The 25,069-nt window shown below is 60.5% G+C and carries 25 protein-coding genes; 19 read left to right on the top strand and 6 right to left on the bottom strand.

Translation table 11 applies throughout. From position 1 onward, the window contains the following. Nucleotides 1-119: 119 nt before the first annotated feature. From ACYVIA_RS06340 to ACYVIA_RS06330, 3 genes are read right to left on the bottom strand one after another with little or no spacing between them, the layout of a single operon-like run. Entirely contained in the window at nucleotides 120-545 is a 426-nt protein-coding gene (locus ACYVIA_RS06340) for a glutaredoxin family protein (RefSeq protein WP_460839031.1), read from the bottom strand. 13 nt (nucleotides 546-558) lie between these two features. After that, nucleotides 559-888, bottom strand: coding sequence for a DMT family transporter (locus ACYVIA_RS06335; protein WP_460839030.1), 330 nt, complete (start codon nucleotides 886-888; stop codon nucleotides 559-561). Between the two features lie 26 nt (nucleotides 889-914). Continuing rightward, nucleotides 915-1,262 (bottom strand): GFA family protein, encoded by a 348-nt coding sequence (locus tag ACYVIA_RS06330; RefSeq protein ID WP_460839027.1) that lies wholly within the window; start codon nucleotides 1,260-1,262, stop codon nucleotides 915-917. A gap of 885 nt (nucleotides 1,263-2,147) precedes the next feature. Here ACYVIA_RS06330 and ACYVIA_RS06325 point away from each other — a divergent pair. The 4 genes from ACYVIA_RS06325 to ACYVIA_RS06310 all read left to right on the top strand — a co-directional run bounded on the left by ACYVIA_RS06325 (nucleotide 2,148) and on the right by ACYVIA_RS06310 (nucleotide 7,028). Continuing rightward, nucleotides 2,148-4,709 carry a hypothetical protein gene (locus ACYVIA_RS06325; protein WP_460839025.1) on the top strand — a complete coding sequence of 854 codons (2,562 nt, stop codon included), beginning with the start codon at nucleotides 2,148-2,150 and terminating at the stop codon, nucleotides 4,707-4,709. Nucleotides 4,710-5,024: 315 nt separating this feature from the next. After that, entirely contained in the window at nucleotides 5,025-5,849 is an 825-nt protein-coding gene (locus ACYVIA_RS06320) for a leucine-rich repeat domain-containing protein (protein ID WP_460839023.1), read from the top strand. Nucleotides 5,850-5,969: 120 nt separating this feature from the next. Beyond that, entirely contained in the window at nucleotides 5,970-6,302 is a 333-nt protein-coding gene (locus ACYVIA_RS06315) for a TfoX/Sxy family protein (RefSeq protein WP_460839021.1), read from the top strand. Between the two features lie 138 nt (nucleotides 6,303-6,440). Continuing rightward, on the top strand, nucleotides 6,441-7,028 hold the full coding sequence (locus ACYVIA_RS06310; protein ID WP_460839019.1) for a DNA-3-methyladenine glycosylase I: 588 nt from the start codon (nucleotides 6,441-6,443) through the stop codon (nucleotides 7,026-7,028). A 3-nt stretch (nucleotides 7,029-7,031) separates the two neighbouring features. Here ACYVIA_RS06310 and ACYVIA_RS06305 read toward each other — a convergent pair whose 3' ends face one another. The 3 genes from ACYVIA_RS06305 to ACYVIA_RS06295 form a co-directional block, all read right to left on the bottom strand. Beyond that, the gene (locus tag ACYVIA_RS06305; RefSeq protein ID WP_460839018.1) at nucleotides 7,032-7,442 is read right to left on the bottom strand and encodes a cupin domain-containing protein; all 411 of its coding nucleotides are present in this window, start codon (nucleotides 7,440-7,442) and stop codon (nucleotides 7,032-7,034) included. Between the two features lie 114 nt (nucleotides 7,443-7,556). After that, on the bottom strand, nucleotides 7,557-8,222 hold the full coding sequence (locus ACYVIA_RS06300) for a glutathione S-transferase family protein (RefSeq protein WP_460839015.1): 666 nt from the start codon (nucleotides 8,220-8,222) through the stop codon (nucleotides 7,557-7,559). Between the two features lie 18 nt (nucleotides 8,223-8,240). After that, nucleotides 8,241-8,663 carry a DoxX family protein gene (locus ACYVIA_RS06295; RefSeq protein WP_460839014.1) on the bottom strand — a complete coding sequence of 141 codons (423 nt, stop codon included), beginning with the start codon at nucleotides 8,661-8,663 and terminating at the stop codon, nucleotides 8,241-8,243. 74 nt (nucleotides 8,664-8,737) lie between these two features. Between ACYVIA_RS06295 and ACYVIA_RS06290 the strand changes: the two genes are divergently transcribed. From ACYVIA_RS06290 to ACYVIA_RS06220, 15 genes are all read left to right on the top strand, one after another. Beyond that, nucleotides 8,738-9,628 (top strand): LysR family transcriptional regulator, encoded by an 891-nt coding sequence (locus tag ACYVIA_RS06290; protein ID WP_460839012.1) that lies wholly within the window; start codon nucleotides 8,738-8,740, stop codon nucleotides 9,626-9,628. Nucleotides 9,629-9,810: 182 nt separating this feature from the next. Next, a complete protein-coding gene (locus tag ACYVIA_RS06285) occupies nucleotides 9,811-10,341 on the top strand; it encodes a hypothetical protein (protein WP_460839011.1) in 531 nt (176 codons plus the stop codon). 82 nt (nucleotides 10,342-10,423) lie between these two features. Then, a complete protein-coding gene (locus tag ACYVIA_RS06280) occupies nucleotides 10,424-10,834 on the top strand; it encodes an SRPBCC family protein (protein WP_460839009.1) in 411 nt (136 codons plus the stop codon). 146 nt (nucleotides 10,835-10,980) lie between these two features. Beyond that, nucleotides 10,981-11,838 carry a YoaK family protein gene (locus ACYVIA_RS06275; protein ID WP_460839007.1) on the top strand — a complete coding sequence of 286 codons (858 nt, stop codon included), beginning with the start codon at nucleotides 10,981-10,983 and terminating at the stop codon, nucleotides 11,836-11,838. A gap of 164 nt (nucleotides 11,839-12,002) precedes the next feature. Further along, entirely contained in the window at nucleotides 12,003-12,737 is a 735-nt protein-coding gene (locus ACYVIA_RS06270) for an AzlC family ABC transporter permease (protein ID WP_460839005.1), read from the top strand. Then, nucleotides 12,737-13,060 carry an AzlD domain-containing protein gene (locus ACYVIA_RS06265; RefSeq protein ID WP_460839715.1) on the top strand — a complete coding sequence of 108 codons (324 nt, stop codon included), beginning with the start codon at nucleotides 12,737-12,739 and terminating at the stop codon, nucleotides 13,058-13,060. The genes ACYVIA_RS06270 and ACYVIA_RS06265 overlap by 1 nt, the downstream gene beginning before the upstream one ends. A 209-nt stretch (nucleotides 13,061-13,269) precedes the next feature. Continuing rightward, nucleotides 13,270-15,258: a biofilm regulation protein phosphatase SiaA gene (gene siaA, locus ACYVIA_RS06260; RefSeq protein WP_460839003.1), complete on the top strand. Its 1,989-nt coding sequence runs from the start codon at nucleotides 13,270-13,272 to the stop codon at nucleotides 15,256-15,258. 15 nt (nucleotides 15,259-15,273) lie between these two features. Beyond that, the gene (siaB, locus tag ACYVIA_RS06255) at nucleotides 15,274-15,816 is read left to right on the top strand and encodes a biofilm regulation protein kinase SiaB (protein WP_460839001.1); all 543 of its coding nucleotides are present in this window, start codon (nucleotides 15,274-15,276) and stop codon (nucleotides 15,814-15,816) included. A 20-nt stretch (nucleotides 15,817-15,836) separates the two neighbouring features. After that, nucleotides 15,837-16,217, top strand: coding sequence for a biofilm regulation phosphoprotein SiaC (gene siaC, locus ACYVIA_RS06250; RefSeq protein WP_460839000.1), 381 nt, complete (start codon nucleotides 15,837-15,839; stop codon nucleotides 16,215-16,217). After that, on the top strand, nucleotides 16,217-17,032 hold the full coding sequence (gene siaD / locus ACYVIA_RS06245; protein ID WP_460838998.1) for a biofilm regulation diguanylate cyclase SiaD: 816 nt from the start codon (nucleotides 16,217-16,219) through the stop codon (nucleotides 17,030-17,032). The genes siaC and siaD overlap by 1 nt, the downstream gene beginning before the upstream one ends. A 103-nt stretch (nucleotides 17,033-17,135) precedes the next feature. Next, nucleotides 17,136-17,450, top strand: a complete 315-nt coding sequence (gene sugE, locus ACYVIA_RS06240) for a quaternary ammonium compound efflux SMR transporter SugE (RefSeq protein ID WP_460838996.1) — start codon at nucleotides 17,136-17,138, stop codon at nucleotides 17,448-17,450. Between the two features lie 386 nt (nucleotides 17,451-17,836). Then, nucleotides 17,837-19,273 carry an IS1182 family transposase gene (locus ACYVIA_RS06235; protein ID WP_460838995.1) on the top strand — a complete coding sequence of 479 codons (1,437 nt, stop codon included), beginning with the start codon at nucleotides 17,837-17,839 and terminating at the stop codon, nucleotides 19,271-19,273. Nucleotides 19,274-19,550: 277 nt separating this feature from the next. Further along, on the top strand, nucleotides 19,551-19,916 hold the full coding sequence (locus tag ACYVIA_RS06230) for a helix-turn-helix domain-containing protein (protein ID WP_460838993.1): 366 nt from the start codon (nucleotides 19,551-19,553) through the stop codon (nucleotides 19,914-19,916). 2 nt (nucleotides 19,917-19,918) lie between these two features. Then, nucleotides 19,919-21,136 carry a type II toxin-antitoxin system HipA family toxin gene (locus ACYVIA_RS06225; RefSeq protein WP_460838991.1) on the top strand — a complete coding sequence of 406 codons (1,218 nt, stop codon included), beginning with the start codon at nucleotides 19,919-19,921 and terminating at the stop codon, nucleotides 21,134-21,136. A 449-nt stretch (nucleotides 21,137-21,585) separates the two neighbouring features. After that, a complete protein-coding gene (locus ACYVIA_RS06220) occupies nucleotides 21,586-25,062 on the top strand; it encodes a bifunctional diguanylate cyclase/phosphodiesterase (protein ID WP_460838990.1) in 3,477 nt (1,158 codons plus the stop codon). The last annotated feature ends 7 nt before the right edge of the window (nucleotides 25,063-25,069 follow it).

Below are 25,069 nucleotides of genomic sequence, written 5' to 3'. Positions count from 1 at the left end.
GATTGCCGCACGCTTTCTGCCGCAGTCTTTCACGACCCGTGTGCCGGCAATACGAGATAGCACAAGCAACGCAGCGTTTGGCCTGCGCCATCCGCGTTGTGTGTCATTGCGGACGCAGACTATCGAACAGCCGGTGCCTCTTTCTCGCCGACAGGCATGACGATGCTGGCCGGAAGATAGGTGTAACCAATGTCATCGAGCCCGGCGGCGATCTGGTCGACGCGGTAGCCGTACACCACCTTCGATCCGACCGTCGACACCGGCACGCCGCGCCCGCGCAAGGCCCACATGCCGAGCCATCCGGGCAGCGTCTTTTCGACGTCGTACTCTACGTAGGGCACCTTGCTTGCGGCCAGGTCCTCGCGCAGCTGCTTGCAGTAAGGGCACCACGTGGTCGTGTAGATCACAACCTGCTTTGCGTCGTCTGCCGGGCGATACATGTACGCGGCATATCGGTCGATCGCCAGCAGTGTGAGCGCGAGGATCAGGGCAAAAAGCAGGAGCGCCTTTCGTGCTCTCTGCAGTGGCGTGGAAGTGGGTGGCATGGTGATGTGCGGCCTAATGTGCAGATACTTTGGAAAACAGGTTCAGCACCAGCACGCCGGCCACAATCAATGTGATGCCGATGATGGCGCCGAGGTCGAGCGCCTGCCGATACAGGAACCACCCGACGACGGAGATGAGCGCCACGCCTACGCCGGACCAGATCGCATAGGCCACGCCGAGCGGAATCGCGCGTAAGGCCAGCGACAGGAAGTAGAACGCGAGCGCATAGCCAACGATGACCAGCGTCGTGGGCAATGGATTGGTAAAGCCCTCGGCCGCTTTCAATGCCGAGGTGGCAATCACTTCGGACAGGATCGCGACGGTCAGGTAGAACCAGTGCATGGCGTGATCGACGGACGGGCTTGCCGTTATAGCTCTCGACCGTTGAAGTGCAGCACCGGCAGTGACGCGATATCCACGCCTTCAAGGCAGCGCACGTTGATCGCCGCCATGTGATTGCCCTGCGGATCGACGCCTTCACCGTAAGGATGAATGCCGCAGACCGGGCAGAAGCGGTGCTTGATCACATGCTTGCTGAAGGTATAGGTGCTGGCCGCGTCTTCCGGCGTCAGCAGCTTCAGCTGTTCGCGCGGCACAAACCACAACAGCGCCCCCTTGCGCGAGCAGATGGAGCAGTTGCAGTCCACCGTGCCGGTAAGCTCGCCCTCAACTTCGAATGCCACTCTTCCGCAGTGGCAGCTGCCTTTGTAGATCATGATCGTTGTCCCTTCCTGTTGTTATAAGAGCCTGTTTGAAAACTGTAGCGAGCGGTCCGAGTTTGGCTTGAGAAGCGCAGTCGTACGTGAGGTACGACGAGCATCGCAGAGCCAAAATCGGGCTGCGCAGTAAGTTTTCAAACAGGCTCTAAGTCGTTGCTGCGTTTTCCGTTCCTGCAACCAGAGCCCTTGCGTCACGCCGCCCAGGTGCATTGCGCTGCACAATGCGGCATCCGTCAACACGTGCCAGAAAGGCGAATCCAGTCTAAGGAAATTCACGGATCGTGTCTATGTGACAATCCCAGGTGGGCGGCGGAAGTGACTCATGCAGGTGCCGACCGTTGGATTGGCACGACGGCGCTTCCTGACCCTGCAAGGCCAGACCCGGATGGGCGGAACGGCTCTCGTTCGAGTTTCGGCAGCATGCGTCAAAAACGCTTTGACTCCCGCCGCTCCCATGTCCATGGGATGTTTCAGGTCGCAGGGACGGATGTACCATCGTAGAGCCGCAGGGCAGAAAAGCGAAGCGCCTCCCGCCGCATGTGCCATTCACCGCGCTATCCGGTGGTCAGTTCCACCGACCCATCGTATGGGTAATCTCCTGCCTGCGTGAAACGGTGAAAAGATGCGTACTCTTAACCACCCACTGCGCGATCCCCTGCTTGAAAGGCTTGATATCCTTCGTCAGCAAGGAGCGGCGGCAATCGAGGGGATTGATGGCGGGAGCAGTTCCTGCCGGGGGAGATAGTTGCGGAAGTAGGCTGGCATGAACACAGTGCCGAAGAGCGGCATACGGCGGAAGGCGCTTTGCTTTTCTGCCCCTACTGGACTGCTGCCTGTCGATGCCGTAGATATTCATTTCATCATTGCGCCCTGATAAGCACCATGAAAGATATAAAAACGATCGCCTTGCTCTTCTTGCTGGCCTGTACCCAAGCAAACGCTGCAAGCTTCTATTGTGATCAAGCGCGCACCATTCAGGAAAAACTGATTTGTAAAAGCGAGGAAATTTCCAAACTGGATACGCAACTTGGAGAGGCCTTCAGCGCAGCGAAGCTGGACGCAAATGCCAAGGAAGCGAAGCGGCTGACAGCGGAGCAATTGCGATGGCTGCGAAACGTTAGGAACCGATGCACCGATACAGCCTGTCTGCGAAAAACCTACAAGAGCCGCCTTAACGAGCTTGATCCCTTTGCCGACGACAACCTGACTTGCGGGGAAATGAAGAAGTTTCCAGAGCGCGTATTTTCCGGCGGGATCGATTTGGGTTCGGGAACAGGTTCTCCCATCGATGTTGACTATCGGTGCCCAGAAAGCCTGAGCGTGCAAAAGTTCATGCAAAAGCTGTTATCTCTGGCAGAGCAAATTCGAGGTGAGGATGGGCCGCAGGTTTGTACTGGCTCGATTGTTCATGCTCTCTGGCGTTATTACCATTTCAGCCTTGCCGAGGCTGGGTTCTCGCCCAATACGCTGTCGCGGCGTTTGACATCGATCCACACGGGCATGGACTGGAAGTCGTTCGCGCGAGCAGAGGGAAGCGATGAGGATAACCAGGTCATTCAGTATTTCAAACAATGGTCTGAAAGAAGTCGCTTCAATCAGGATCTGTTTGAGGGCTTCATTGCAGAGTTTGACCGCGTGCTGCCGGCACTTGTCAGGTATTACGAGGAAAAATTCGGGTTATCCAGGCCGGATGCGCAGATCGCCGCCGGTGGCGCGCTGATGCTTGTTGTGCAGCGTGCGGCTGGCAGCTTTCCACAAAGCGAGTTACAGCCGGAATCCGTTTTTGTGCAGCTTGCGCGCAATGGTCGTACCACACCTGAAGAGATCCGGCGCGTACTGGGAGAAAACAAGAATGACTACTACGACCCGTATTTCGAAGATGAGGTTTACCAGGCGCTGCGCGTTGCCCTTATCCATAACCGGCCGCTACCGATTGTTTCCTCATTTGCCGACATGTTGCCCCAGGAGGCGTTCGAACAATTGGGAAGAGAGCTGGAGCCCTTGTTATCCCTTGCCATTGGCAGTCAACCGAACCTGGAATATCTCCTGAGCAGAAAAGTGCCCGTGAATGCGGCAAACGACTTCGGAAAGACTGCGCTCTTTTATGCCATAGGCGCAAATAATCACAAGGCAGCCGAGGCGCTCATGCAGTCCGGTGCCAACGTCAACCATGCTTACAAATCCGCCAGTGAGCTTAGACCGGACGGCGATGCATGCATCTATCCCGGCCTGATTCATACAAAGCGTACGCCGCTGATGCATGCGGCTCAGCATAGTGACGTCAAGATGCTCAAGTTGCTGATTCAGGCAGAGTCAAAATTGGACGCTGTGGACGACCTCGGTTTCAACGCATTGGACTATGCCGTCTTGGGGAAGAAAAAAGACAACGAGATCTATCTGAAGTCCTTGGGCCTGGAATTTGGAGCGCCGCAATACAGTTCCGAGGCCGATCCAGCCGTGCGCGAGCACACGATTCAGAAAAGTGCCGTCATTGATGGCTATGTTTCCAAGCTCGCGATGGCTCCGGGACGGCCGGATATTCTCGTGGCGTCGGTTCATCCCTGGGATACGCTGGAGGCAGGCGGTACGCATGGTCTTTATCTGATTTCTATTGCCAACCCTGACCAGCCAAAGGTGGTTGCGACTCTTGCCGCGATATACGTGACTGATTTCGCCCTGAGCCCGGACGGCAAGCGTGCTTACGTAATGGAGACATCCCACAACAAGTCGCCGCCTGACAAGGAGTTTGGCCTGAGTATTGTCGACATCGATCATCCGGAAAAACCTGTCATCACAGAGCGGATTGAAGGCGATTTCATGACGATGCATTTGTCGCCCGATGGCAGTCTTCTGTACCTGCAGGAGAGACGCTTGAAACCGGCGTTTTCCCGGGGATTGCTGGTGTATGGCGTCGGCTCGGATGGGGCCGGAATGAAATGCAGCAATCCTTTTGGAAAAACGGAGAGTGACCGGCCTATCTTTGCCTATTCTTTCGTCTCCTTTCCGGATGCACCTTCGCTTTTGATCCACGATCAAAGCGGAGAACTGTTCCTGTTTGATGTCAAAGATCCATGTGCGCCGGCAAGATTGGCAGAAATTCGAGCGAAGGAGATGGGCGGTCCGATGTTTGGCGCTGCCGGCCGGACGCTCATTGTCAGTGGAGCGGGTGAGCTCCAAAAATTCCACATAACGGATACTCTGGTCCGGGTGACGGGCTACCAGGCATCAGTTCGAGAGTTTCATGTCAATGCAACGACGGGAAATATAACGGCTGTAATCGGTAATGATGCTGCCGTGTTCGGCACCAATCCGAAGGGGCGGTTCGAATTGACCGACCGCATTCGTCTGCCCGTCAAGTATGTCGGAGGTGTATTGCAGACGAATTCCGGGCATGTCTATATAGGCTGGAAAGGTGGCTTGGGGGTAGGCTTCATTTTCCGGTGATGACGTTGACTGTCCATACATAAGGCCAAGCTCCTCGCAAGAATCCAATATCTTCTACTGAACGCACGGAGTCCTGATGCCAACCCGCTGCATATTCCCATACTTGGAGGAGTTGATACGCTCCGACAGCACGAGTTGCAGTGTTCGAGGAGTGACGGTAGAGAAGCAGGTCGCGCCCGGGACGCGGCTGAGGCCGTAGTCTGGCATGAGCGAAGTATGCTAGTCGCATGCGGCGGAAGGCGCTTCACTTTTCCGCCCAACCGGCCTGCTTATGGTCCGATCGTTTAACTTGGCGCGGCGAGCACGGAAAAACACATGATCCCGACTTATCTCAACAAAAGCCCGATCCCCTATGCGCAAAATCTTGCAGACGTCCCGCGCTCGGCGACTGATCTTGCGATTAACGGCACGACGAAAAGCCTGCATCTCCTGAAGGAGTGGCCGGTGATCGAGCGCCTTTGGGTGCTCGGTGTGAACCAACGCGAGTGGGATGCCATCGCGCCGGCGGTCAATCCGCGCATGCTGATGGTGTACCAGATGCGCGTCGCTGATCTTTCTCTGCTCGGCGCGATGAGCAGGCTGGAAGAACTGTGCCTGAACTGGAATACAAAGGCGATTTCGTTATCCGGGATAGAACATCTTCAAGGGCTGAAGACATTGGCGATTTACGATTTTCCCAAGCTGCAAGCGCTGGAACCGTTATCCGCACTGTCTGCGCTGAAGGTGCTGGATTTGCAGGGCGGGATGTGGAACCCGTTGAAGCTGGATAGCCTTGAGCCGCTCGGCATGCTGAAGGGCCTGGAGCAGTTGCGGCTCGTGAACCTGAAGGTGGCGGACGGCGGCCTTAAAGCGCTGTGCAAGCTGCGCGGATTGCGGAAGCTGGTGCTGTCGAACCAGTTTCCAACGGAGGCCTATGCGCAGCTCTCCGTGTGCCTTCCGCACGTCGACTGCGCCATGTTCCAGCCTTACATCACCCTGGGCAGTCCTGTCGGTGGCAAGGATGTCATGGTGGTTGGGAGGGGAAAACCGTTTCTGAACTCGGTTGAGGATGCCGCAAGGCTGAGGAAGTATTGCGCCGAGTTTGAAGCGCATCAGGCAGCCTGCCGGGCGCAACAAGGCGACGGTGCTGCCACGACATAGCCGCATGGTTTAGTGTGAGCGGTGAGGCTGTGCCAAAATCCGGCTCCATCAACGGAGTCTAGTGAGACCTCGGTGATCAGGCGACGAGAAAGCGGAAATCAGGACGCATTGGGAGGAAAGATGGCTTCGGAGCAGGATTTTGTCGAATATGTCTGCGATCAGATCGCGAGCACTGGTTCTGTCTCGTTCCGGAAAATGTTTGGTGATTACGCGATCTACTGCAACGGGAAAGTCGTTGCCCTGGTTTGCGATAACCAGTTCTTTCTCAAGCCGACCGAGGCCGTGCGGGCAAAGATCGGGCAAGTGGTCGAAGCGCTGCCCTACCCGGGCGCGAAGCCGTACTTCCTCATCGACGAAGGCCTGGATGATCGGGAATGGATTTCCAGTCTCGTACGCATGACGGAACGAGAAATTCCCTTGCCAAAGCCGAAGAAGAAGGCGAGCAAGTCGTAGCCAACGACGACCGCCCGACTCGGGGTGGATCCGGGAACGATACGAACCAGACATTGCGCTTGCGTTTTGCCGATTCCTTTAGAATCAACGCTCCCGCGCTTACCCCATTACCTACACCAACATCTGCACCATCGCCCAATGACCATCACCCGCTGCAGCTGGGCCAATCCGGCCAACCCGCTCTACCTCGCCTATCACGATGAAGAATGGGGCGTGCCCTGTCATGATGAAACGCGCCTGTTCGAGATGCTCAACCTCGAAGGTGCGCAGGCCGGCTTGAGCTGGGAGACGGTGCTGAACAAGCGGGAAAACTACCGCGCCGCGTTTGATCAGTGGGATGCGGAGAAGATCGCGCGTTACGGCGAGGACAAGGTGGCAGAACTGCTGGCAAACCCCGGCATCATCCGCAACCGCCTGAAGATCGCGGCGACGATCAGCAATGCGCAGGCTTACCTGCGCCTGCGGGAAGAAACCAGCGGGCTTGCGCCTTTCCTTTGGGCGTATGTGGACGGCAAGCCGCTGCAGAATGCATGGGCAACGTCGATCCCAGCAACCACGCCCTTGTCGGACCGTGTTTCGAAGGATCTCGGCAAGCGCGGGTTCAAGTTCGTCGGGTCCACCATCATCTATGCGTACATGCAGGCGATCGGCATGGTGAACGACCATCGCGTTGATTGCTTCCGCCATGCGCAGCTGGCAGGCGGAAAGCGCCCGGCGTCCAAGTAACCGTTACGCGCCGGAATCCGGCCGGTAGGGAACGACGCGCTCCTGTTCATTCGCATCATTGCGCGCCACGATGGCGCGCGCCGGTTCGGTCCCGCTCAGGTTGATGGCTTCGTGCGGTATGCCCGGCGGGATGAACAGGAAGTCGCCGGCCTCGCTGGTGACGGACTGCTGAAGGCCGTCGCCATACCGCGTCTCGACACGTCCTTCCAGCACGTAGATGGCGGTTTCATAGCCCTCGTGCATGTGCGGTTCGGCACGCGCGCCGGGCGGGATGACGACCATGTGCATCGACAATCCCGTAGCACCGGCGGTCGCGGCGGAGACGCCGATGAAATAAGGCAGGCGCTGGCGCGTCATGATTTCCTTTTCGGGACGCAGCGCTTTGACCTGTTGCGTAGGGTTGATTTCTGGCATGACGGCTCTCCGGCTCAAGACACTCTCCAGTGTAGGTCGATGCGCAGATGGCAGCGCGGGATGCAGCAAACAACGCGCGGCTTGCGGGCGCTGTTGCTGCTGCATCAACGCCGTTCAAGCCTCGGCCAGAAGGCGCTCGCCGAGCAAGCTGTGATGTCCGATCACATATTCCTTCAGGCGCTCCGCATAGTCGGGGGCCACTGCAGTTTGTACCGAAGGACGTTGTGCAAGGGCGCGGCTCCAGGCCCGAACCTTGGGCGTCGTCTCGAAAAAATCCGTGCCGGTGGCATCGCCGAATACGTCGAAGTAACGAAACACCGGGCCGAATGCGGCATCGACAAGACTGAAACGCTCACCGGCAAAGTACGGCCCTTCCTTCAACGCCTTTTCCAGCTGCTGAAAGTGTTCTGCCAAAGTCCGTGACGCGGCGTCGAAGGCAGCCGCATCTTTCGTGGTGTAAAAGCTCCAGAGCTTGTTCAGCGTAGCCGAAGCAAACTCGATCCACGCGCGATGTCGTGCGCGCTGCAGCGCATCGGCAGGATGCAGTGGCGGCGCGAAGGTGTCATCGAGGTATTCGCAGATCACGGAGGATTCGAAGATCGCCTCGCCGTCGACCTGCAGCACCGGAGTCTTGCCCAGCGGCGACACCGCAAGGAACCAGTCCGGCTTGGCGCTCAGGTCAATATCGATACGCTCGAAGTCGACGCCTTTTTCTTTCAGCGCGATCACGGCGCGTTGCACGAAGGGGCAGAGTTTGTGGCTGATGAGGGTGAGTTTCATGATGCATCCTTTCAAGGTTCAGGCAGTCTTCATCCGCATGCGGCGCACTTCGGTGGATTTCAGCGCAAAAGCGCCATCGCCGAGCAGGCCGTGCACGCCGGACATCGCGATCAGGAACAACGGATATTCCCAGCCGCCATTGGGGTTGCTGAACACCCAGCCGTTGCCGAGGTGGACATTCATGGCGCCGAGCATCACCGGCAGCAATGCGAGGGAGACCACACGCCCATGTATCCCGAGCAGGACCAATGCGCCGCCCGCGAGTTCCGCAAGGACAATCGGCCACGCGATGAAAGGGGGCAAACCCTGGCTTGTGAGAAAGCTTTTGAAGCCGGGCATCGAGAAAACGAGCAGCTTGAGCAGTGCATGCGAGATCCACATCACGCCGAGGCTGATGCGCAGCAGCGCGGCAGCATAGGGAGCAAAGCGTTGGTCAATCATGGTGAAGTTCCTTTCAAGGTGGGTTGGTGTGGTGCTAATGTAGGTGTGCACAGAACCAATGAAAATAGGCGTTCATGAAAGCTTCCTATGCAAAGATGCAATCTGCCCTCAGCCTGTCTGATCTCGAACTGCTGCTGGCACTGGTACGTGGCGGTACGCTCGGTGGCGCTGCAGAGCGGTTGAAGCTTGATGCTTCGACGGTGTTCCGCGCCATCAAGCGCATCGAGAAAGACCTTGGCCAGCTGCTGTTCGAGCGTAGCCGGCAGGGGTATTTGCCAACCGAGCTGGCGCGCACACTTGCCGCTCATGCAGAGCGCATCGAGGCGCAGTTGCAGGAGGCGCGCGAGGTCGCCTGCAAGAGCAGCGACGAGCCATCGGGCACGCTGCGCATCACCACCACCGACACCATTCTGCACGGCCTGCTTCTGCCGGTACTGGGGAGGTTCACTGCGGCCTATCCGAAGATCGAGCTGGAGCTGGTAGTGACCAATGCGCTGGCGGACCTGAGCCGGCGCGATGCCGACGTCGCGATCCGCGCGACGAAAAAACCGCCCGAGCATCTGGTCGGCAGCCGCCTTGGCACCCTGGCGTCCGCCGTCTTCGCCGCCCACGCCTATCTGGAGCGCAGCCCACAGCCATTGCGGCTGCAGGAGGCGGACTGGGTTGCGCTGGATGATGCGCTGCCCGACCATCCCTCCGTGAAATGGCGGCGTCAGCATTATCCGAAAGTGGCGCCGCGCTACCGGTGCGACAGCGTGCTGTCCATTGCCGGTGCGGTGCTGTGGGGACTGGGCGTCGGTGTTGCGCCGATGCTGCTGTTGCAGGACAACCCGCAGGTCAGGATCGTCGAGGGCCCGGTGCCGGAACTGGAGACGGACCTGTGGCTGCTGGCGCATCCCGACATCCGGCATTTGCAGCGTGTGAAGCTGCTGTTCGAATTCCTGCGGGAGAACCTGGCCTTGTAGGTCGCAGCATCGTGCGGTATCAGGATTGCCCCATCTTTGCGGACAATCAACAGCCTGATGCGCTCGTCTGGTAAATGTCTTTGGATGCAGCGTCCTGCGCCATCAGGAAAATCAGACAGATCCGGGAAACCGGCAGTACTCGCCGCTGGATCACGACAACTTCGATTGGAGACGACCGCATCATGCGCTTTATCCTGCCCGCCCTGTTCATGGGGTTCATGCTGATACCGCCATTTGCTTCGGCAGCGAACGACAATGACTTCAGCGGTGCCTGGGTCGCGTGGCTGTGCCCGGAGGGCGTCAAGCGCGATTCCGGCCAGTGCTCGAACTTCGTGCTCGAACTGCACCAGCAGCAGGACAAGCTGTGCGGTGCGCACCTGTATGCGACCGCAGGCGCAGCACGCGTTGACGAGGGAATGGCGCCTTCAGTGACCGGCGATGTGGCGAACGGCATTGCGAACGTGGTCGTGATCAGCGGGCGATCGTCACCGCCGGTGCGCGTGCGGGTGGAAATAAGAAAGACCGACGGCATGCTGCAGTGGCAGCGGCTCGAGAGCCCGCGTGGCGACTACCTGATGCCGCTGTCGGCGCGGATGACGAAATCCAGGAGCAGGACCTTGTTCGCACCGGTATTCGAGCATGAGCTCAAGGCGGCCTGCCTGTCTGCGTTCACCATGGCCGGCCAGCCGCCGGCGCAGCCCGTCAAGCCTTGATCGAGCCCGGATGGCTCGTATACTGGTGTCAACCGTCCCGGCTCGATAAGCCTGCCAGAACAGCTCGCCAAAAGGAACCGCCATGCTGCCGTCGCAAACCCTTGCCGTCTCCATCGCCTGCAGTCCGTCGACGGCCTACGAATTCATCCGTGATCCGCGCAACCTGCCGCAGTGGGCAAACGGATTGTGCCTGTCGGTGCGGCCAGCTTCCGACGACGACAGTGCCGGCGCCGACTGGATCGCGGAAACCCCGCACGGTCCGGTTGGCCTGAGTTTTGTCGAGCGCAACGACTTTGGCGTGCTCGACCATTATGTGAGCCCGTCACCGGGCGTGCAGATCTATGTGCCGCTGCGCGTGCTGCCGAACCAGGAGGGCTGCGAAGTGATCTTCACGCTGTTTCGCCAACCGGGCATGACCGACCAGCATTTTGCGTCGGATGCCGCCATGGTGCGGCGCGACCTGGATGCGCTCAAGCTGCTCCTGCAACGCTGAACAGCAAACGAGCAACTACTGAGCGACTTTAGCGCAACCTTAGAGCAGCCACCGGGCAGCCACCGGGCAGATTCTGACGCGCGATGCCGACAGATCGGCAATAGTTGCCTGCCTGGCACTGTGTTTTTCCGCTGCATGCGGTATAAATGCGGATTGCGCTGCGCATCTGCTGCCTTGATGTCTGCATCTTCCCGCAGGCTGTCCGGCGCAGTACACATCGCTTCCATTCCCGTGATGCCGTCAGCCATACCTCCATGCCCATCAATTACCTGGCTTCCTTGACCGCGCCGGAACGCACCGCCCGCGCCAACCTGCATCTCGGTGCATCGCTCGCCTTCGTCGCCGGGGCGCTCAATGCCGGCGGCTTCCTGGCGATCGGCCAGTACACGTCGCACATGACGGGCATGGTGTCTTCCGCGGCCGACAATCTCGTACTGGGGCAACTGCCGCTGGTGATCACCGCCTTCATGTCGGTTGTATCGTTTGTCGGCGGCGCGGCATCGACGGCGATCATGGTCAACTATGCGCGCCGCAACAACGACCGGAATGTGTTCATGCCCCCCTTGCTGCTCGAAGCGGCGCTGCTGCTGGTGTTCGGCCTCATGGGCGCCAACTTGCAGACGCGGGAGTTTGTCGACATGTCGCTGACGGCGATCCTGCTCTGCTACGTGATGGGCCTGCAGAACGCGCTGGTCACCAAGATTTCCAATGCCGAGATCCGGACCACGCATGTCACCGGACTGGTCACCGATATCGGGATCGAACTGGGCAAGCTGTTCTACTGGAACCGGCAGGCCGATGACGACAAGGATTTCTACGTGATGGCGAACCGGCAGAAGCTGCGCGTGCATTCGCTGCTGGTGATTTCCTTCTTCATCGGCGGCCTGCTCGGCGCGCTGGGCTTCAAGTATCTCGGCTTCAGTGCCACCATTCCGCTGGCAATCGGGCTGGTCGTGATGTCGTCGGCGCCGATCTTCAAGGAAAGCGCCAGCCCGGTACGGTGATGGCCGTCCCACCAACCTGATACGGTGGCGGGTTGGCGTCGCGGCAAGATTGCATGCCAAGCAGATGTCGGCACCGACGGGCTGTCGTCTGGGCAAGCGCAAGATCGTACAAGCAGCCTCGGCGCGAAGGCATTACCATTGGCGGCCGAAAGGAATTTGCCGTCATGTCCCACCCTCCGCATTCCACCCCCGTTTCCAGTCTTGCCGCCGGTGCGCGCGATACCGTGCCGATGCTGGTCGGCGCCGCACCGTTCGGCATGATCTTTGGCACCCTGGTTGCCGCCAGCCAGCTCGCCCCTTGGCAGGGGCAACTGATGTCGATGAGCGTGTTCGCCGGCTCCAGCCAGTTCATTGCGGTCGGCCAGGTCGCCGGCCATGCCGGACTGCTGGTGATCTGGCTGACAACATTCATCGTCAATCTGCGTCACATGCTGTATGCCGCCACGCTGCTGCCGCACGTCGCGCGGCTGCCCGCGCGCTGGCGCTGGGCGCTTGGCTTCCTGCTGACCGATGAAACGTTTGCCGTCATGAATGGCTACTACAGCCGCTATCCGCAGGCGCCCCTCGGCCACTGGTATTTCCTCGGGTCGGGCCTCGCGATGTATGCCAACTGGCAGGCGTGGACGCTGGTCGGGCTGCTGTTCGGCGCGGTGTTCCCGCGCCTGCAGACGCTGGGCCTGGACTTTGCGATGGTGGCAACCTTCATCGCGATCATCGTGCCGCAGCTGTCGCGCCTGCCGCATTTGGGCGCGGCGCTGGCGGCCGGCACGTTTGCTTATCTGCTGAAGGACCTGCCGTACAAGCTCGGCCTGATGTCGGCGGTATTGATCGGCGTCGCGGTCGGCCTTGCATTGTCGCGCTGGCGTGCCGGCGTCGCAGTGCAGGAGGAGCGCGCATGATGGACTACACACTGATGATCATCGGCATGGCGGTGGTGACGGTGGCCATCAAGGCCACCATCTTCGTGCTCGGCGGCCGCGTCGTGTTCCCGCCGCTGCTGCAACAGGCCCTGGGATTCGTGCCGGTCACGGTGCTGACAGCAATCATCGTGCCGATGGTGCTTGCACCGCATGGCGCCGGGCTGGAGCTGACCTGGCGCAATCCGCAGCTGGTGGCGGCGATTGTCGCGGTACTGGTCTGTGCGGCGACCAGGCAGCAGTTGCTGACCATCGTGGTGGCATTGACCGTCTTCTTCGGCTGGCAGTTCGGACTTGTCGGCTGACCGATGTCGATTCGCTAACTTTCTTCCGCCGTCGGTGGGCCCACGGCGGTTGTGAAGACTGCCCTGACGGCAAATCCGATTGCAACGGCTCCTGAAGGCTGTCAAAATTTCCGATGGTCAATATTGTGGTGCGCCATCGCATGTCGTGAACGGCTGCGCGAGTCCTCCATGAGTTCCATTCTTGCTAACGCGATGCTGTCGGAGAAAACATGGGGCGCGCCTTAGGGCTACGCGGCAAATCGGTCCTTGCACTGTTCGGGTTCAGCCTCCTCATCCTGTTGCTGGCGGGCCTGGTCGGCGCGCAGGCCATCTCGTCCATCAAATCCTATCTTGGCGGCGAATTCGCCCGCAATTTCACCCTGCTCAACCGCGAGCGGATTATCGCGCCGGTTTCCCGCGAAATGGCGCTGTCGATGCGGCTCGCCGGCTCGCACGTGGTCCGGCAGTGGCTGGCTGACGAGGCCGATCCCGGCAAGAAGGCGCTGGCGCTGCGCGAGCTGGAAGGCTTTCGGACCGATTTCGCCGGCAAGGCCTATTTCCTGGTGTCCGGAGTCTCCAATCATTATTACTTCAGTGATGCCGCCTCGACTGCCATCGAGCCGCGCTACCGCTTGAAGGCGGACGACCCCAACGATGCCTGGTTCTTCAACCTGATGAAGGGAGGAGAGCCGGTCAGCATCAACGTCAATCCGGACGTGAAGCTGGGCCTCACCAAGGTCTGGTTCAACGTGGTCGTGGAGGAGGGCGGACGCCGGATTGGTGTCGCCGGGTCCGGGCTCGATCTGTCCGCCTATCTGCGCGACTTCCTTGGCACCGGCAAGCCGGGCGTGACGCCGATGATCGTCGATGCGCGCGGCGCCATCCAGGTGCACCCGGACAGCAGCCGCATCGCGTTCAACTCGGCCAACAGCGCCGTCGGTGCCGGGCAGTCGCTGTTCGGGCTGCTGCAGGACGAACAGCACGCGGCTGCAGTGCGTGCCGCGTTGGCGGCGGCAGCCAGCCAGCCCGGCGAAGCCCATGTGGTCGACGTGACGATGGATGGCAAGCGCCAGCTGCTGGCAGCGGCTTACATTCCCGAACTCAAATGGCATGTGCTGACCGCAATCGACCTGGACGCGGCAAAGGTGGTCGATACCGGGTTGCTGAAGACGATCGGCGTGGCGATGCTGGCCCTGCTGGTGCTGGTGGTCGGCGCCTTCGCCTTTGCCGTGAACCGCCTGGTGCTGGCGCCGCTGCACAAGCTCAAGCTGTCGGCGCAGGCGATGGCAGCAGGCAACTACGCCGTGGCGCTGCCGCCCGCACGCGACGACGAGATCGGCGAACTGACCGACGCATTCGGCGCGATGGCACGCAAGGTCCGCCAGCACACCGAGGAACTGGAAGCCACGGTGCGCGAGCGCACAGGCGAACTGGTGCGCGCCAACCAGGAGATGGCGAGCGCGCACAAGAAGATCAGCGACTCGATTTCCTATGCCAGCCTGATCCAGCGCGCGCTCCTGCCGGACCGGCACCTGACGGCGACGCTGGGCGACCGACATTTCGTGCTGTGGCGCCCGCGCGATGTGATCGGCGGCGATTTCTATGTCTACCGTGAAGTCGACGGCGGCTGCCTGCTCGGCGTGGTCGATTGCGCGGGACACGGGGTGCCCGGCGCCTTCATGACGATGCTTGCGCATGCCGCAATCGATCATGCGATCGACCAGGCCGGCGCAACCGATCCGGCCGCGATCCTCGAGCGTACCGACCAGGCCATGCGGGCAATGCTGCAGGCGCAGGCACACCAGCACGGCATCGCCACCCTGATGGATGCCGGCTTCGCCTATATCGATTTCGCCGCGCGGCAGGTGACGTTCGCCGGCGCCAAGATTGCGCTGTACTGGTGCGACGGCAATGAAGTCGGCATCATCAAGGGCGGACGCCGCTCGCTCGGTGATCGCCAGCAGGGCCGGTACCGCAACGAGCACAAGGCGCTGCTGCCGTCCCATACCTTTTACCTGACCACCGACGGCTTCCTCGACCAGGCCGGCGGCGACAAAGGTTACGGCTTCGGCAACACGCGCTTTGTCGATATGCTGCGCCAGCATGCGAACCGCCCGCTGTCCGAGCAGTACAACGCGTTTGCAGACACGCTGGCCACGTATCAGGGCAGCCATCCGCAACGCGACGACATTACGATTGTGAGTTTCCGTTTCGCCTGATTCACCGGAGAACCCATGGGCCAGATAGACCTTTTTACACTGCAGCAAACCTACAACGCGCAGCGCATCATGCTGTGCTTTAACGGCCCGCTGACCAGGAGCCTGATCGAAGAGATCGGCAATGCGCTGCGCAACTACATGCAGCAGGAGCAGGCCACGCCGTCGTCGGCGATGGACGTGTTCGGCGCCTATATCGAGATGACGCAGAACATCCGTCACTATGCCGCCCGCAAGGGATGGAGCGACAGCGAAGCATCGGCCACGGTGATCATCGCCCGTGGCGATGAAGGGCGCTACGTGATCTCCGCCGGCAATGTCGTCGATGCAACGGACGGCGCCGGCCTGGTCTCGGCGGTGGACGGACTCGCCTCCCTGGACAAGGCGCAGCTGAAGGCGCGCTACAAGGAACAGCTGCGCAAACCGCGCGAAGACGGTGCCACCACCGGCGCCGGGCTTGGCCTGATCGACCTCGCGCGCAAGGCCTCCGAGCCGCTCACCTGCTCGGTCAAGGCGCTGGGTGACGGACGCGCCTTTTTCAGCCTGCGCGTGGTGATGTAAGGATATTGGAAGGAATGAACATGAATGATTTGCACATCGAGGGCACCCAGTCCACACCGGCGATCGTCACCGACTGGCAGGCCGGGACCGTGGAAATGCGGGGCGACTCCTACCCGGAAAACTCCTACGACCTGTTCTCGCCGGTCATGGAATGGATCGAGTCCTGGCTGCGCGACACCGACCGGCCGCTGACCCTGAACCTGCATCTGCTGTACCTGAATACCAGCAGCGTCAAGGCGATGATGGACATCTTCGACATGCTCGAGGAAGCGCATCGCGGCGGACGCGTGGTAGAGGTCAACTGGTATTACGACGAGCAGAACGAGCGCGTGGCCGAACTCGCGGACGAGTTCAGGGAAGACTGCAGCTTCCCGTTCCGGATTACGGCCCAGGTGGCGTGATGGTGCACGACGACCGGCAACTGGAAAAAGGCATCGAGGCCTTGCTGGCCGATCCCGCGTACAACGGGCATCCGCTGCGCCAGGCGCTGGACGACCTGTACACCGAGTTTCGCAGCCTGCTGCACCAGATCGATCGCATCACCCACATCTCGGACCGCTACCAGCACGCGAGCCGCGAAGCGACGCTGTCGCTGACCGAGCGCTATCAGAAGCAGCTGCGGCAGCTGGAGCGGATCGCCCGCATCTCCGACCGCTACCAGTCGATGATGCGCGACCTGAACGAAGCGCTGAAGTCGGCTTCCACCACCGATGCGCTGACCAACATCGGCAACCGGCGCATGCTGATGGATGCGCTCAAGGCGGAAACCGCGCGTGCCGAACGCCTCGGTCGTCCGCTGACCATCGCGCTGGCGGACGTTGACCGCTTCAAGACCGTCAATGATGCCTACGGCCATGAAACCGGCGACAAGGCGCTGATCGCGATCGCCAATGCGATCAAGGGCAGCATGCGCGATTACGATATCTGCGGGCGCTGGGGCGGCGAGGAATTCATGATCGTCATGCCCGAGGTCCGCGATGTCGAAGGCGCGGTCGTGATCGAGCGCATACGCGGCGCCATCAGCACCATGGACATCCGGATGGGCGACGTGCCGCTGCACTTGTCCGCCAGCTTCGGCATCGCCCAGCACCGACCGGGCGAAAGCATCTCCGACACCGTGAACCGGGCCGATGCCGCGCTGTACATCGCCAAGCACAGCGGGCGCAACCGTTATGAGATTGCGCCGCTTTCAGCAGAGGCGCCCGGAATCGCGTAAAGTTTCTGCTGCCGGCGCGTCCGGCATTTCTTTTTCCTAATCGAAAGCGGGGACGGCCCCGCCTCTTCATGACCAAGGTGGACGGCCACGCAAAGAGGGAAACATGTCCTGGATTGTTCTTGTGCTGGCAGGGCTGGCGGAAATCGGTTGGGCGATCGGCCTGAAATACACGCAAGGATTTACGCGGTTGTGGCCGTCTGTGGGAACGCTGACGGCAATGGTGGCAAGCGTCGTCCTTCTCGGCATCGCGGTGAAGTCACTGCCCATGGGCGTCGCCTATGCAGTGTGGACTGGGATCGGCATCGCGGGAACGGCCGTGCTGGGATACTTCCTGCTGGGGGAGCCGATGTCGGCGGCGCAGGTGGTGTGTGTCGGATTGATCCTGACAGGCATTGCAGGTCTGAAGTTTCTTGGCTAAATTGTGATGGCCGAATCGCCGTGGACAACGATCCGTCGTCGGCGCTTGCCTCGCATTCATCTCCTATTCAATAACAAGGGCTGACCAGCCGTCAGCCCTTTCTCTCGCTTTCTCTCGTTCTCTCCCGTTTATTGCCCGTTGGACGTGTTACGCGTAGCGCCGGAACGATGCGCCGTGCGGTCACATCCATTTGCGTTCACATCTTGCGCACGTCAGCGTTGTTTCGACGTTGATGTCGAACACCGTTTATCTCTGAGCTTTGTTCACTTATCTCTGAACTGCGATGACAGCAACCGGCCTAGGCTGTGTGAAAACATGGTTTTTTAGTAAACGAAGTTCTCACTAAAGCGTCAAACGGATACGACCAAACACATTGGGAGATCCGGATGAAGCGTTTTATAGAGGGAGCCGACCGCAGCCAGACGATTCTATTTCCTGCGTCGCTGGACGAGTACGTTGCCGAAGACAATCCGGTGCGCGTCATCGACGCGTTTGTCGACACGCTCAAGCTCGAAAGGCTCGGTTTTGATGGTGCCCTGCCTGCCGACACGGGAAGACCCTCCTACCATCCGTCGATCCTGCTCAAGATCTACATCTACGGTTACCTCAATCGTATCCAATCCAGCCGACGCCTGGAGCGCGAGGCACAGCGCAATGTCGAGCTGATGTGGCTCACCGGCCGGCTCGCGCCCGACTTCAAGACGATTGCCGACTTCCGCAAGGACAATGGCGAAGCAATTCGCAGTGTCTGCAGGCAGTTCGTTCAGCTTTGTCATCGCCTGAACATGTTCGAGGGCGGCGAAGTAGCGATCGACGGCAGCAAGTTCAAGGCGGTCAACAACCGTGACAAGAACTTCACTCAACGTAAGCTCAAGGCACGGATCGAGCAGGTCGAGGAAAGCATTGCGCGTTACATGGAAGAACTGGATCGTGCCGACCGGCAGCTGGAATTCTCCACTCGGTTGCGCATCAAACATATCAAGGACAAGATCGCCTCCTTCAAACGCCAGATCGCCGAGTTCAACGCGTTAGATCGACAATTGCAGAATGAACCCGATCAGCAGATCTCCCAGACCGATCCGGACGCACGCTCCATGGCTACCAGTGGACGCGGTACAGGCATGGTGGGCTATAACGTTCAGACCGCAGTCGATACCACCCACCACATGATCGTCGCACATGAGGTGACAAATGTTGGTCATGACCGCACCCAGCTTCCCCCGATGTCCAGGCAGGTGCAGCAAACCCTGGGCCGGAAGGAGATCACCGTGATTACTGATCGTGGCTATTTCAGTAGCGTGGAAATCCTGGCCTGTGAAGAGCAAGGAATAACGCCGCTCGTTCCCAAGCCGATTACATCCAACAACCGGGCAAAGGGTCTGTTCGACAAGCGCGACTTTACTTACCTCCAGCAAAGCGACGAATACCTGTGTCCTGCGGGGGAGCATGCAAGGTGGCGGTTTCAGGCCGTAGAGAACGGCATGGTATTCGACAAGTACTGGTCCTCATCGTGTCCGACGTGTTCGATGAAACCGCAGTGCACAACTGGTGACTATCGAAGAATTGCCCGCTGGGAGCACGAAGACGTGCTCGAGCGAATGCAGCGGAGGTTGGACGCGCGGCCGGAACTGGCAATGGTCCGCCGATGCACCGTCGAACATCCCTTCGGCACCTTGAAAGCCTGGATGGGGGCTACCCACTTCCTGACCAAAACGCTTCCGAGGGTTCGCACGGAAATGAGTCTTCATGTTCTGGCGTATAACATGAAGCGGATGATGCAAATAATGGGGATTCAAAGACTGATTGCGGCGATGACGGGGTAGGCCGGCTTTAAATCAAATCCTAGAATCACCGCTTTAGGAACACGGGCGTCTCTAAGAACTGACTAATGCGTTATCACACAGCCTCGGTCGGGTCGAGCCTCTCTACTGAAAGTTGGGCTACGACTGCTACGGCGCGTTTAGCTGACGGGAAAAACCGACACTTTGGCGCAGTGTTCGAAGGCGAAGCTTGAGGCGGTTGAGTTGCTGCCTTAGGTGCAAGAAGAAACGGCATTACATAAGTTTTACCAAAAGCGCGGTTCATGGTAAATTTTATGTTATGTCTAAGTCCTCCCTCGCTCTCTCATCGGTCCCGCCCCAAGCGCTTGACGCACTGCAGGCGCTGGGCGAGCACCTCGCTTTGGCTCGTCTGCGGCGCAAGGAATCCCAGCGCAGCTGGGCCTCCCGTTTAGGCGTCTCGGTCCCGACGCTCATCCGTCTGGAGAAGGGCGACCCTTCCGTGAGCATGGGAGTGTACGCCTCGGCGCTCTGGCTTCTCGGACTGTCGGACGGGCTCGCTGAACTTGCCGATCCGGTCAAGGATTTGCGGGCGCTGGAGTCCGATGTGCGGCAGGCCAGCCAACTGCGCGCTGCCCGGACAAGGGCTTCCGGGATGGCGCGGCTTGCCAAGAAGAAGGAGCGCTGATCGTGCACGTTGCCCCTCCTGACACGCTTTATCTCTGGTTTCTCGGTAGGCCCGACGCCCCTACGCTGGTGGGCGAGCTGAACCTCGTGATGAGCCGGCGCGGGGTCTCGCTGAAGTACGCTGAGTCCTGGATCAAGTCCGGCTTCCCGCTGAGCGAAGACCTGCCGCTTACCGACCTGGAGCACATCCCTTCTGAAAAGGATACGGCCGCAGGCGCCGTCGATGATGCGCGCCCCGACCGGTGGGGCGAGCGAGTCATCCGCCTGCTCGACCGTCCGCCCCGGCTCTCCCTGCTGGAGTACCTGTATTACGCGGGCGACGATCGCTTCGGTGCTCTCGGGGTGTCCCTGTCCGACACGATCTATGAGCCCCGGGAGATCGGCCCGCTGCCCAAGCTCGTCGACGTTGACGCGGTGCACGAAGTGGTGCGCCGTGTGCTCGCCCGAGAGCCGGTCGATGCGCGTCAAAAGCGTCTGATCGCCCCCGGCGTCACCATGGGTGGCGCCCGGCCCAAGGCGCTGTTTCAGCTGGACGGCCAGGAGTGGGTGCTCAAATTCGCCGAGGAAGACCGACCCGCCGAGCCCCTGATGGAACACGCTGCGCTGACGCTCGCGGCACAAGCCGGCATTAACGTTGCCGAAACCCGGCCCATCCCCTTCAAGACCGGGGTTGCGCTGGCCATTCGCCGATTCGACCGGAGTGCCGGCCGGCGACTGCACGCGATCTCGGCCAATGTCGCGCTGCGGGCGGCAGGTGCCGAGCTCTCCTACCCGAACCTGGCCTTACTGCTGCGACGACGCGGCCCAATCGAGCTGCACCGGGCTCAGATGCGGGAAATGTTCCGGCGGGCGGTATTCAACATCCTCATCGACAACACCGACGACCACGAGAAGAACCATGTGATCCTGATGCGGGAGGATCAGCAGTACGTGCTGGCGCCTGCCTTCGATGTCCTGCCCATGGGCCAGTCCCTGGGCTACCAGTCGTTAGTGGTCGGGGAACGGGGGGCAGAGTCGACCATTGAGAATGCGCTTTCCGCAGCTACCCAGTATTGGCTCACGCCCCAGGACGCGCTGGCAGAGGCCCGGCAGGTCGCCCGTGTGGTCGGGGGCTGGCAGTCGCACTTCGCCGCCCGAGGATTGCCAGAGGCCACACTTGAAGAGCTGGCGCAGCATATCGACAGACCCTTCCTGAAAGACCAGCGCCAGGCCCTCCAGTAGCGGGTACCCGGACGTCCTATCGGCCGACTTCGCCGGCCTACTCATCAACTTATCTCCAACGTTGATTGTCCGCTTTGGAGAAACGCGACCAACGGCTGTGGATCGAAACCGGGCAATGCTCTGACGGCCGTCGCGAATATTCAGCGAAAAGCGAACAGAACTCGAAATAGTGCAGAGATAGAGGAATAGCGGATCCAGATTTGAATGGCGGTTTCCGCCTCAACTCATTGATTCTGCAACTGCCCTACGTTCAGTACTGCGCGAGTTGCGACAGTTGAGGCGCACGCGCCTTGGAACTTCTTAACCTAAGTCAAGTATTTTGCGTCGCGCCGCCCATAGCATCTAAAAATTGCTACAAAGCAAATATCCGGCCGCCTTGCGCTGGAGTGTGAGGTATTCCCGAACGGCCTTCCTCGCGACCCATAAAAAATGCTTCGATCACGGACTGAATGACAGACGTCTCCAACAACACACGTCGACAACAAGCGCCCGGTGCTGTCAGCCTTTTCTTCAATCCCACTTACCAGTTGCTCAGCCTGGTGGTGATCCTGCTGCTCGGCATGTGGGTTTCTATCCTGATTTACCTGCAGTCGGCGCGAGAGAACCTGACCGATAACGCCGTTCGCGACGGTGGGAACCTGTCGCGCGCATTTGCCGAACAGGTCCGGGCCTCCGTTCTCGGCATCGACCTGTCGCTGCTGTCGCTGCGTGACGAGTGGGACCAGCATCCGGACCGCTTTCATGATGCCGTCCTGCGCCAGCACAACTACTTCCTGCGGGAGGCGAGCTTCCAGCTCGCCGTCATCGATGCAAACGGAAAGATCGTCTATAGCAACCTGACCAGACACCCGGGCTCGGTGTCGGTCGCGGATCGCGCGTATTTCCAGTCGCATCGCGACGGGAAACAGGACCGGCTGATCATCAGCGAGCCGGTCATCGAACGGTTGTCGGATCGCCTGTCGATCCAGTTCACGCGGCCGATCCTTGGCAGCGACGGCCGACTCCGCGGGGTGGTTATGTTGTCGGTGGCACCGGAGTATTTTTCGCGTTTCTACGTCGGGGCCGAGTCGCATCAAAGCGACTTTGTCGCGCTGGTGCGGAGCACGGGGGAGATCCTGGCGCCGCCATTCAAGCCGCATCAGCAGCCTGGCATGCGCCTGACCGGCCGGCCATTCCTTGCGGCCGACTCCGGCAATGCGGGAAATTACCGGGACAAGGCGCAGACGGACGGGATCGAGCGCATTTTCTCCTGGCGCCGGGTGGACGGTTTCGACCTGGTGGTGGTCGTTGCCGACGCTGTCGAAGGCGTTCTCGCCCCCTATTACAAGCAACGCAGGATACTGCTGCTTGGCGGTGCCTTTGCAACCGCCTCGCTGGCGGTGTTTGCACTGATCCTGCTGATGCGGTTGCGCGCACGCACGCACATCGCCATGCAGTCCAGCGAGGAGCGCAACCGTCTGCGGATGGCTGCGCTCGAAGCGGTCGGCAATGCGGTCGTCGTCACCAACGCCAATGCGGAGATCGAGTGGGTCAATCACGCCTTCGAGGATCTGACCGGATACAGCCGGGAAGAGGCGTTCGGGCGCCGACCGGCGGAGCTGGTGTCCTCCGGTCTGCAGCCGCGCGAATTCTATCGGCACATGTGGCAGACCATCCTCGACGGCAGGACCTGGCGTGGCGAGCTCGTCAACCGTCGCAAGGACGGCAGCCTGTATGACGAGGAGCTGGTGATTGCGCCGGTAAAATCGCCCACCGGCGCCATCACGCATTTTGTCGGCGTCAAGCAGGACATCTCGGAGCGCAAGCGCAACGAGAACGCATTGCAGCAGAGCCACGACATGCTGGCCAAGCTGTCGGCACAGGTTCCCGGCGTGATCTATCAGTACCGGCTGTATCCGGACGGACGTTCCAGCATGCCGTTTGCCAGCCAGTCGCTTGGCGATATCTACGAGATCAGCCCGGAGCAGGTACGCGACGATGCATCGCTGATCTCTGCGCGCAACCACCCGGACGATGCGGACGGGATCACGGCCTCGATCCTGAAATCGGCCAGGACGCTGGAGCCCTGGCACCATGAGTACCGCGTCGTGCTGCCGGTGCGTGGCGTACGCTGGCTGCTGAGCAATGCGCGGCCGGAAAGGCTGGAGGACGGCAGCACCCTGTGGCATGGCGCCGTCACCGATATCACCGAACGCAAGCTGGCCGACGAAAACCTGCGGATCGCGGCAGCCGCCTTCAATGTGCAGGAAGGCATGATGATCACCGATGCCCACGGCAGGATCCTGCGCGTCAATCGTGCATTCGAGGAACTGACCGGCTATCGTGCGGAGGAGGTGATCGGCAAGACACCCGCAGTGCTCAAGTCCGGCCGCCAGGGGCCCGACTTCTACAATCGCATGTGGCAGGTGATCGAGCAGCAGGGATACTGGGAAGGCGAAATCTGGAACCGCAGGAAGAGCGGCGAACTGTATCCGGAGTGGCTCGTCATCACCGCCGTCAAGGACAGCCGGCAGCGCATCACCCATTACGTCAGCGCGTTCTCCGACATCACGATACGCAAGGAGGCCGAAGCGCAGATCCGCAACCTCGCCTTCTTCGACCCGCTGACCGGCCTGCCCAACCGGCGGCTGCTGATGGACCGCGTGACCCAGGCGCTGGCTGCCAGCGCGCGCAACGGGCGCCATGGCGCCTTGATGCTGATCGACCTCGACCATTTCAAGACGCTCAACGACACGCTCGGCCATGACGTGGGCGACCAGTTGCTGATCCAGGTGGCGCAGCGACTGAGCGCCTCTGTGCGTGAGTGCGATACCGTCGCGCGCCTGGGCGGCGACGAGTTCGTGGTGATGCTGCAAGACCTCAGCGGTGAGGGCACGGCAGCTGCTACGCAAATCAGGACCGTCGCCGCAAAGATCCTCGCCACCCTGAACGAACCATACGAATTGGCCGGCGGGGAATACGGGCACCGGAACACACCAAGCATCGGCATCAGCCAGTTCCAGGGACATGACGAGCCGTTCGACGTACTGCTCAAGCAGGCCGACATTGCCCTTTACCAGGCCAAGGATGCCGGGCGCAACACCGCCCGCTTCTACAGCGTGGAGATGCAGTCTGCGCTGAATGAAAAGGCGCTTCTCGAAGCCGGCCTGCGCGAGGCGCTCGCGAGTGGCGGGTTCCAGCTGTACTACCAGGCGCAGGTCGACGACCGGCATGACATCGTCGCTGCGGAAGCGCTGCTGCGCTGGCACCCGCCGGGGCAACCGCCGGTGCCGCCAGCGAAGTTCATCGAACTGGCCGAAGAAACCGGGCTGATCCTGCAGATCGGGCAATGGGTGCTGGAAACCGCGTGCGTGCAGCTGGCGGCGTGGAGCGCATTGCCGGAAACGAGGCACCTGGCGATTTCGGTCAACGTCAGTGCGAAGCAGTTCCGCCAGCCGGGCTTCGTGGAGATGGTGCGCACGGCGCTAGAGAAGAGCGGTGCGCATGCCACACGGCTGAAGCTGGAGCTGACCGAATCGATGATCATCGGCGACATCGAGACCACCATTGGCAAGATGCACGAACTGCGCGCGCTGGGCGTGACGTTTGCGCTGGACGACTTCGGCACCGGCTACTCCTCGCTTTCGTATCTGAAGCGCCTGCCGCTGGACCAGGTGAAGATCGACAGGTCGTTCGTGCGCGACATTGCGACCGACGCCGGGGACGCCGCCATCGTGCAGACCATCATCAACATGAGCCACACGCTGCAGTTGCAGGTGATCGCGGAAGGTGTCGAAACCCATGAACAGCTTGCCTTCCTCACCGCCAACAAGTGCCGCAACTTCCAGGGCTACCTGTTCGGCCGTCCGATGCCGCCGGATGCGTTTTTGGGCATGCTGGCGGTAAATGATGACAGCGTCGAGGACGCCAGTGCCGGTGCGCTATGACGGTCAT

This window comes from Noviherbaspirillum agri, assembly GCF_054780595.1.
Note: the sequence above shows the minus strand (reverse complement) of the source record. Positions and strands in the feature narration are given on the sequence as shown.

Excerpts from the sequence above, each read along its gene's own strand:
- ACYVIA_RS06340 (WP_460839031.1), bottom strand. The coding sequence starts at position 545 with ATGCCACCCACTTCCACGCCACTGCAGAGAGCACGAAAGGCGCTCCTG.
- ACYVIA_RS06335 (WP_460839030.1), bottom strand. The coding sequence starts at position 888 with ATGCACTGGTTCTACCTGACCGTCGCGATCCTGTCCGAAGTGATTGCC.
- ACYVIA_RS06330 (WP_460839027.1), bottom strand. The coding sequence starts at position 1,262 with ATGATCTACAAAGGCAGCTGCCACTGCGGAAGAGTGGCATTCGAAGTT.
- ACYVIA_RS06325 (WP_460839025.1), top strand. The coding sequence starts at position 2,148 with ATGAAAGATATAAAAACGATCGCCTTGCTCTTCTTGCTGGCCTGTACC.
- ACYVIA_RS06320 (WP_460839023.1), top strand. The coding sequence starts at position 5,025 with ATGATCCCGACTTATCTCAACAAAAGCCCGATCCCCTATGCGCAAAAT.
- ACYVIA_RS06315 (WP_460839021.1), top strand. The coding sequence starts at position 5,970 with ATGGCTTCGGAGCAGGATTTTGTCGAATATGTCTGCGATCAGATCGCG.
- ACYVIA_RS06310 (WP_460839019.1), top strand. The coding sequence starts at position 6,441 with ATGACCATCACCCGCTGCAGCTGGGCCAATCCGGCCAACCCGCTCTAC.
- ACYVIA_RS06305 (WP_460839018.1), bottom strand. The coding sequence starts at position 7,442 with ATGCCAGAAATCAACCCTACGCAACAGGTCAAAGCGCTGCGTCCCGAA.
- ACYVIA_RS06300 (WP_460839015.1), bottom strand. The coding sequence starts at position 8,222 with ATGAAACTCACCCTCATCAGCCACAAACTCTGCCCCTTCGTGCAACGC.
- ACYVIA_RS06295 (WP_460839014.1), bottom strand. The coding sequence starts at position 8,663 with ATGATTGACCAACGCTTTGCTCCCTATGCTGCCGCGCTGCTGCGCATC.
- ACYVIA_RS06290 (WP_460839012.1), top strand. The coding sequence starts at position 8,738 with ATGAAAGCTTCCTATGCAAAGATGCAATCTGCCCTCAGCCTGTCTGAT.
- ACYVIA_RS06285 (WP_460839011.1), top strand. The coding sequence starts at position 9,811 with ATGCGCTTTATCCTGCCCGCCCTGTTCATGGGGTTCATGCTGATACCG.
- ACYVIA_RS06280 (WP_460839009.1), top strand. The coding sequence starts at position 10,424 with ATGCTGCCGTCGCAAACCCTTGCCGTCTCCATCGCCTGCAGTCCGTCG.
- ACYVIA_RS06275 (WP_460839007.1), top strand. The coding sequence starts at position 10,981 with ATGCGGATTGCGCTGCGCATCTGCTGCCTTGATGTCTGCATCTTCCCG.
- ACYVIA_RS06270 (WP_460839005.1), top strand. The coding sequence starts at position 12,003 with ATGTCCCACCCTCCGCATTCCACCCCCGTTTCCAGTCTTGCCGCCGGT.
- ACYVIA_RS06265 (WP_460839715.1), top strand. The coding sequence starts at position 12,737 with ATGGACTACACACTGATGATCATCGGCATGGCGGTGGTGACGGTGGCC.
- siaA (WP_460839003.1), top strand. The coding sequence starts at position 13,270 with ATGGGGCGCGCCTTAGGGCTACGCGGCAAATCGGTCCTTGCACTGTTC.
- siaB (WP_460839001.1), top strand. The coding sequence starts at position 15,274 with ATGGGCCAGATAGACCTTTTTACACTGCAGCAAACCTACAACGCGCAG.
- siaC (WP_460839000.1), top strand. The coding sequence starts at position 15,837 with ATGAATGATTTGCACATCGAGGGCACCCAGTCCACACCGGCGATCGTC.
- siaD (WP_460838998.1), top strand. The coding sequence starts at position 16,217 with ATGGTGCACGACGACCGGCAACTGGAAAAAGGCATCGAGGCCTTGCTG.
- sugE (WP_460838996.1), top strand. The coding sequence starts at position 17,136 with ATGTCCTGGATTGTTCTTGTGCTGGCAGGGCTGGCGGAAATCGGTTGG.
- ACYVIA_RS06235 (WP_460838995.1), top strand. The coding sequence starts at position 17,837 with ATGAAGCGTTTTATAGAGGGAGCCGACCGCAGCCAGACGATTCTATTT.
- ACYVIA_RS06230 (WP_460838993.1), top strand. The coding sequence starts at position 19,551 with ATGTCTAAGTCCTCCCTCGCTCTCTCATCGGTCCCGCCCCAAGCGCTT.
- ACYVIA_RS06220 (WP_460838990.1), top strand. The coding sequence starts at position 21,586 with ATGACAGACGTCTCCAACAACACACGTCGACAACAAGCGCCCGGTGCT.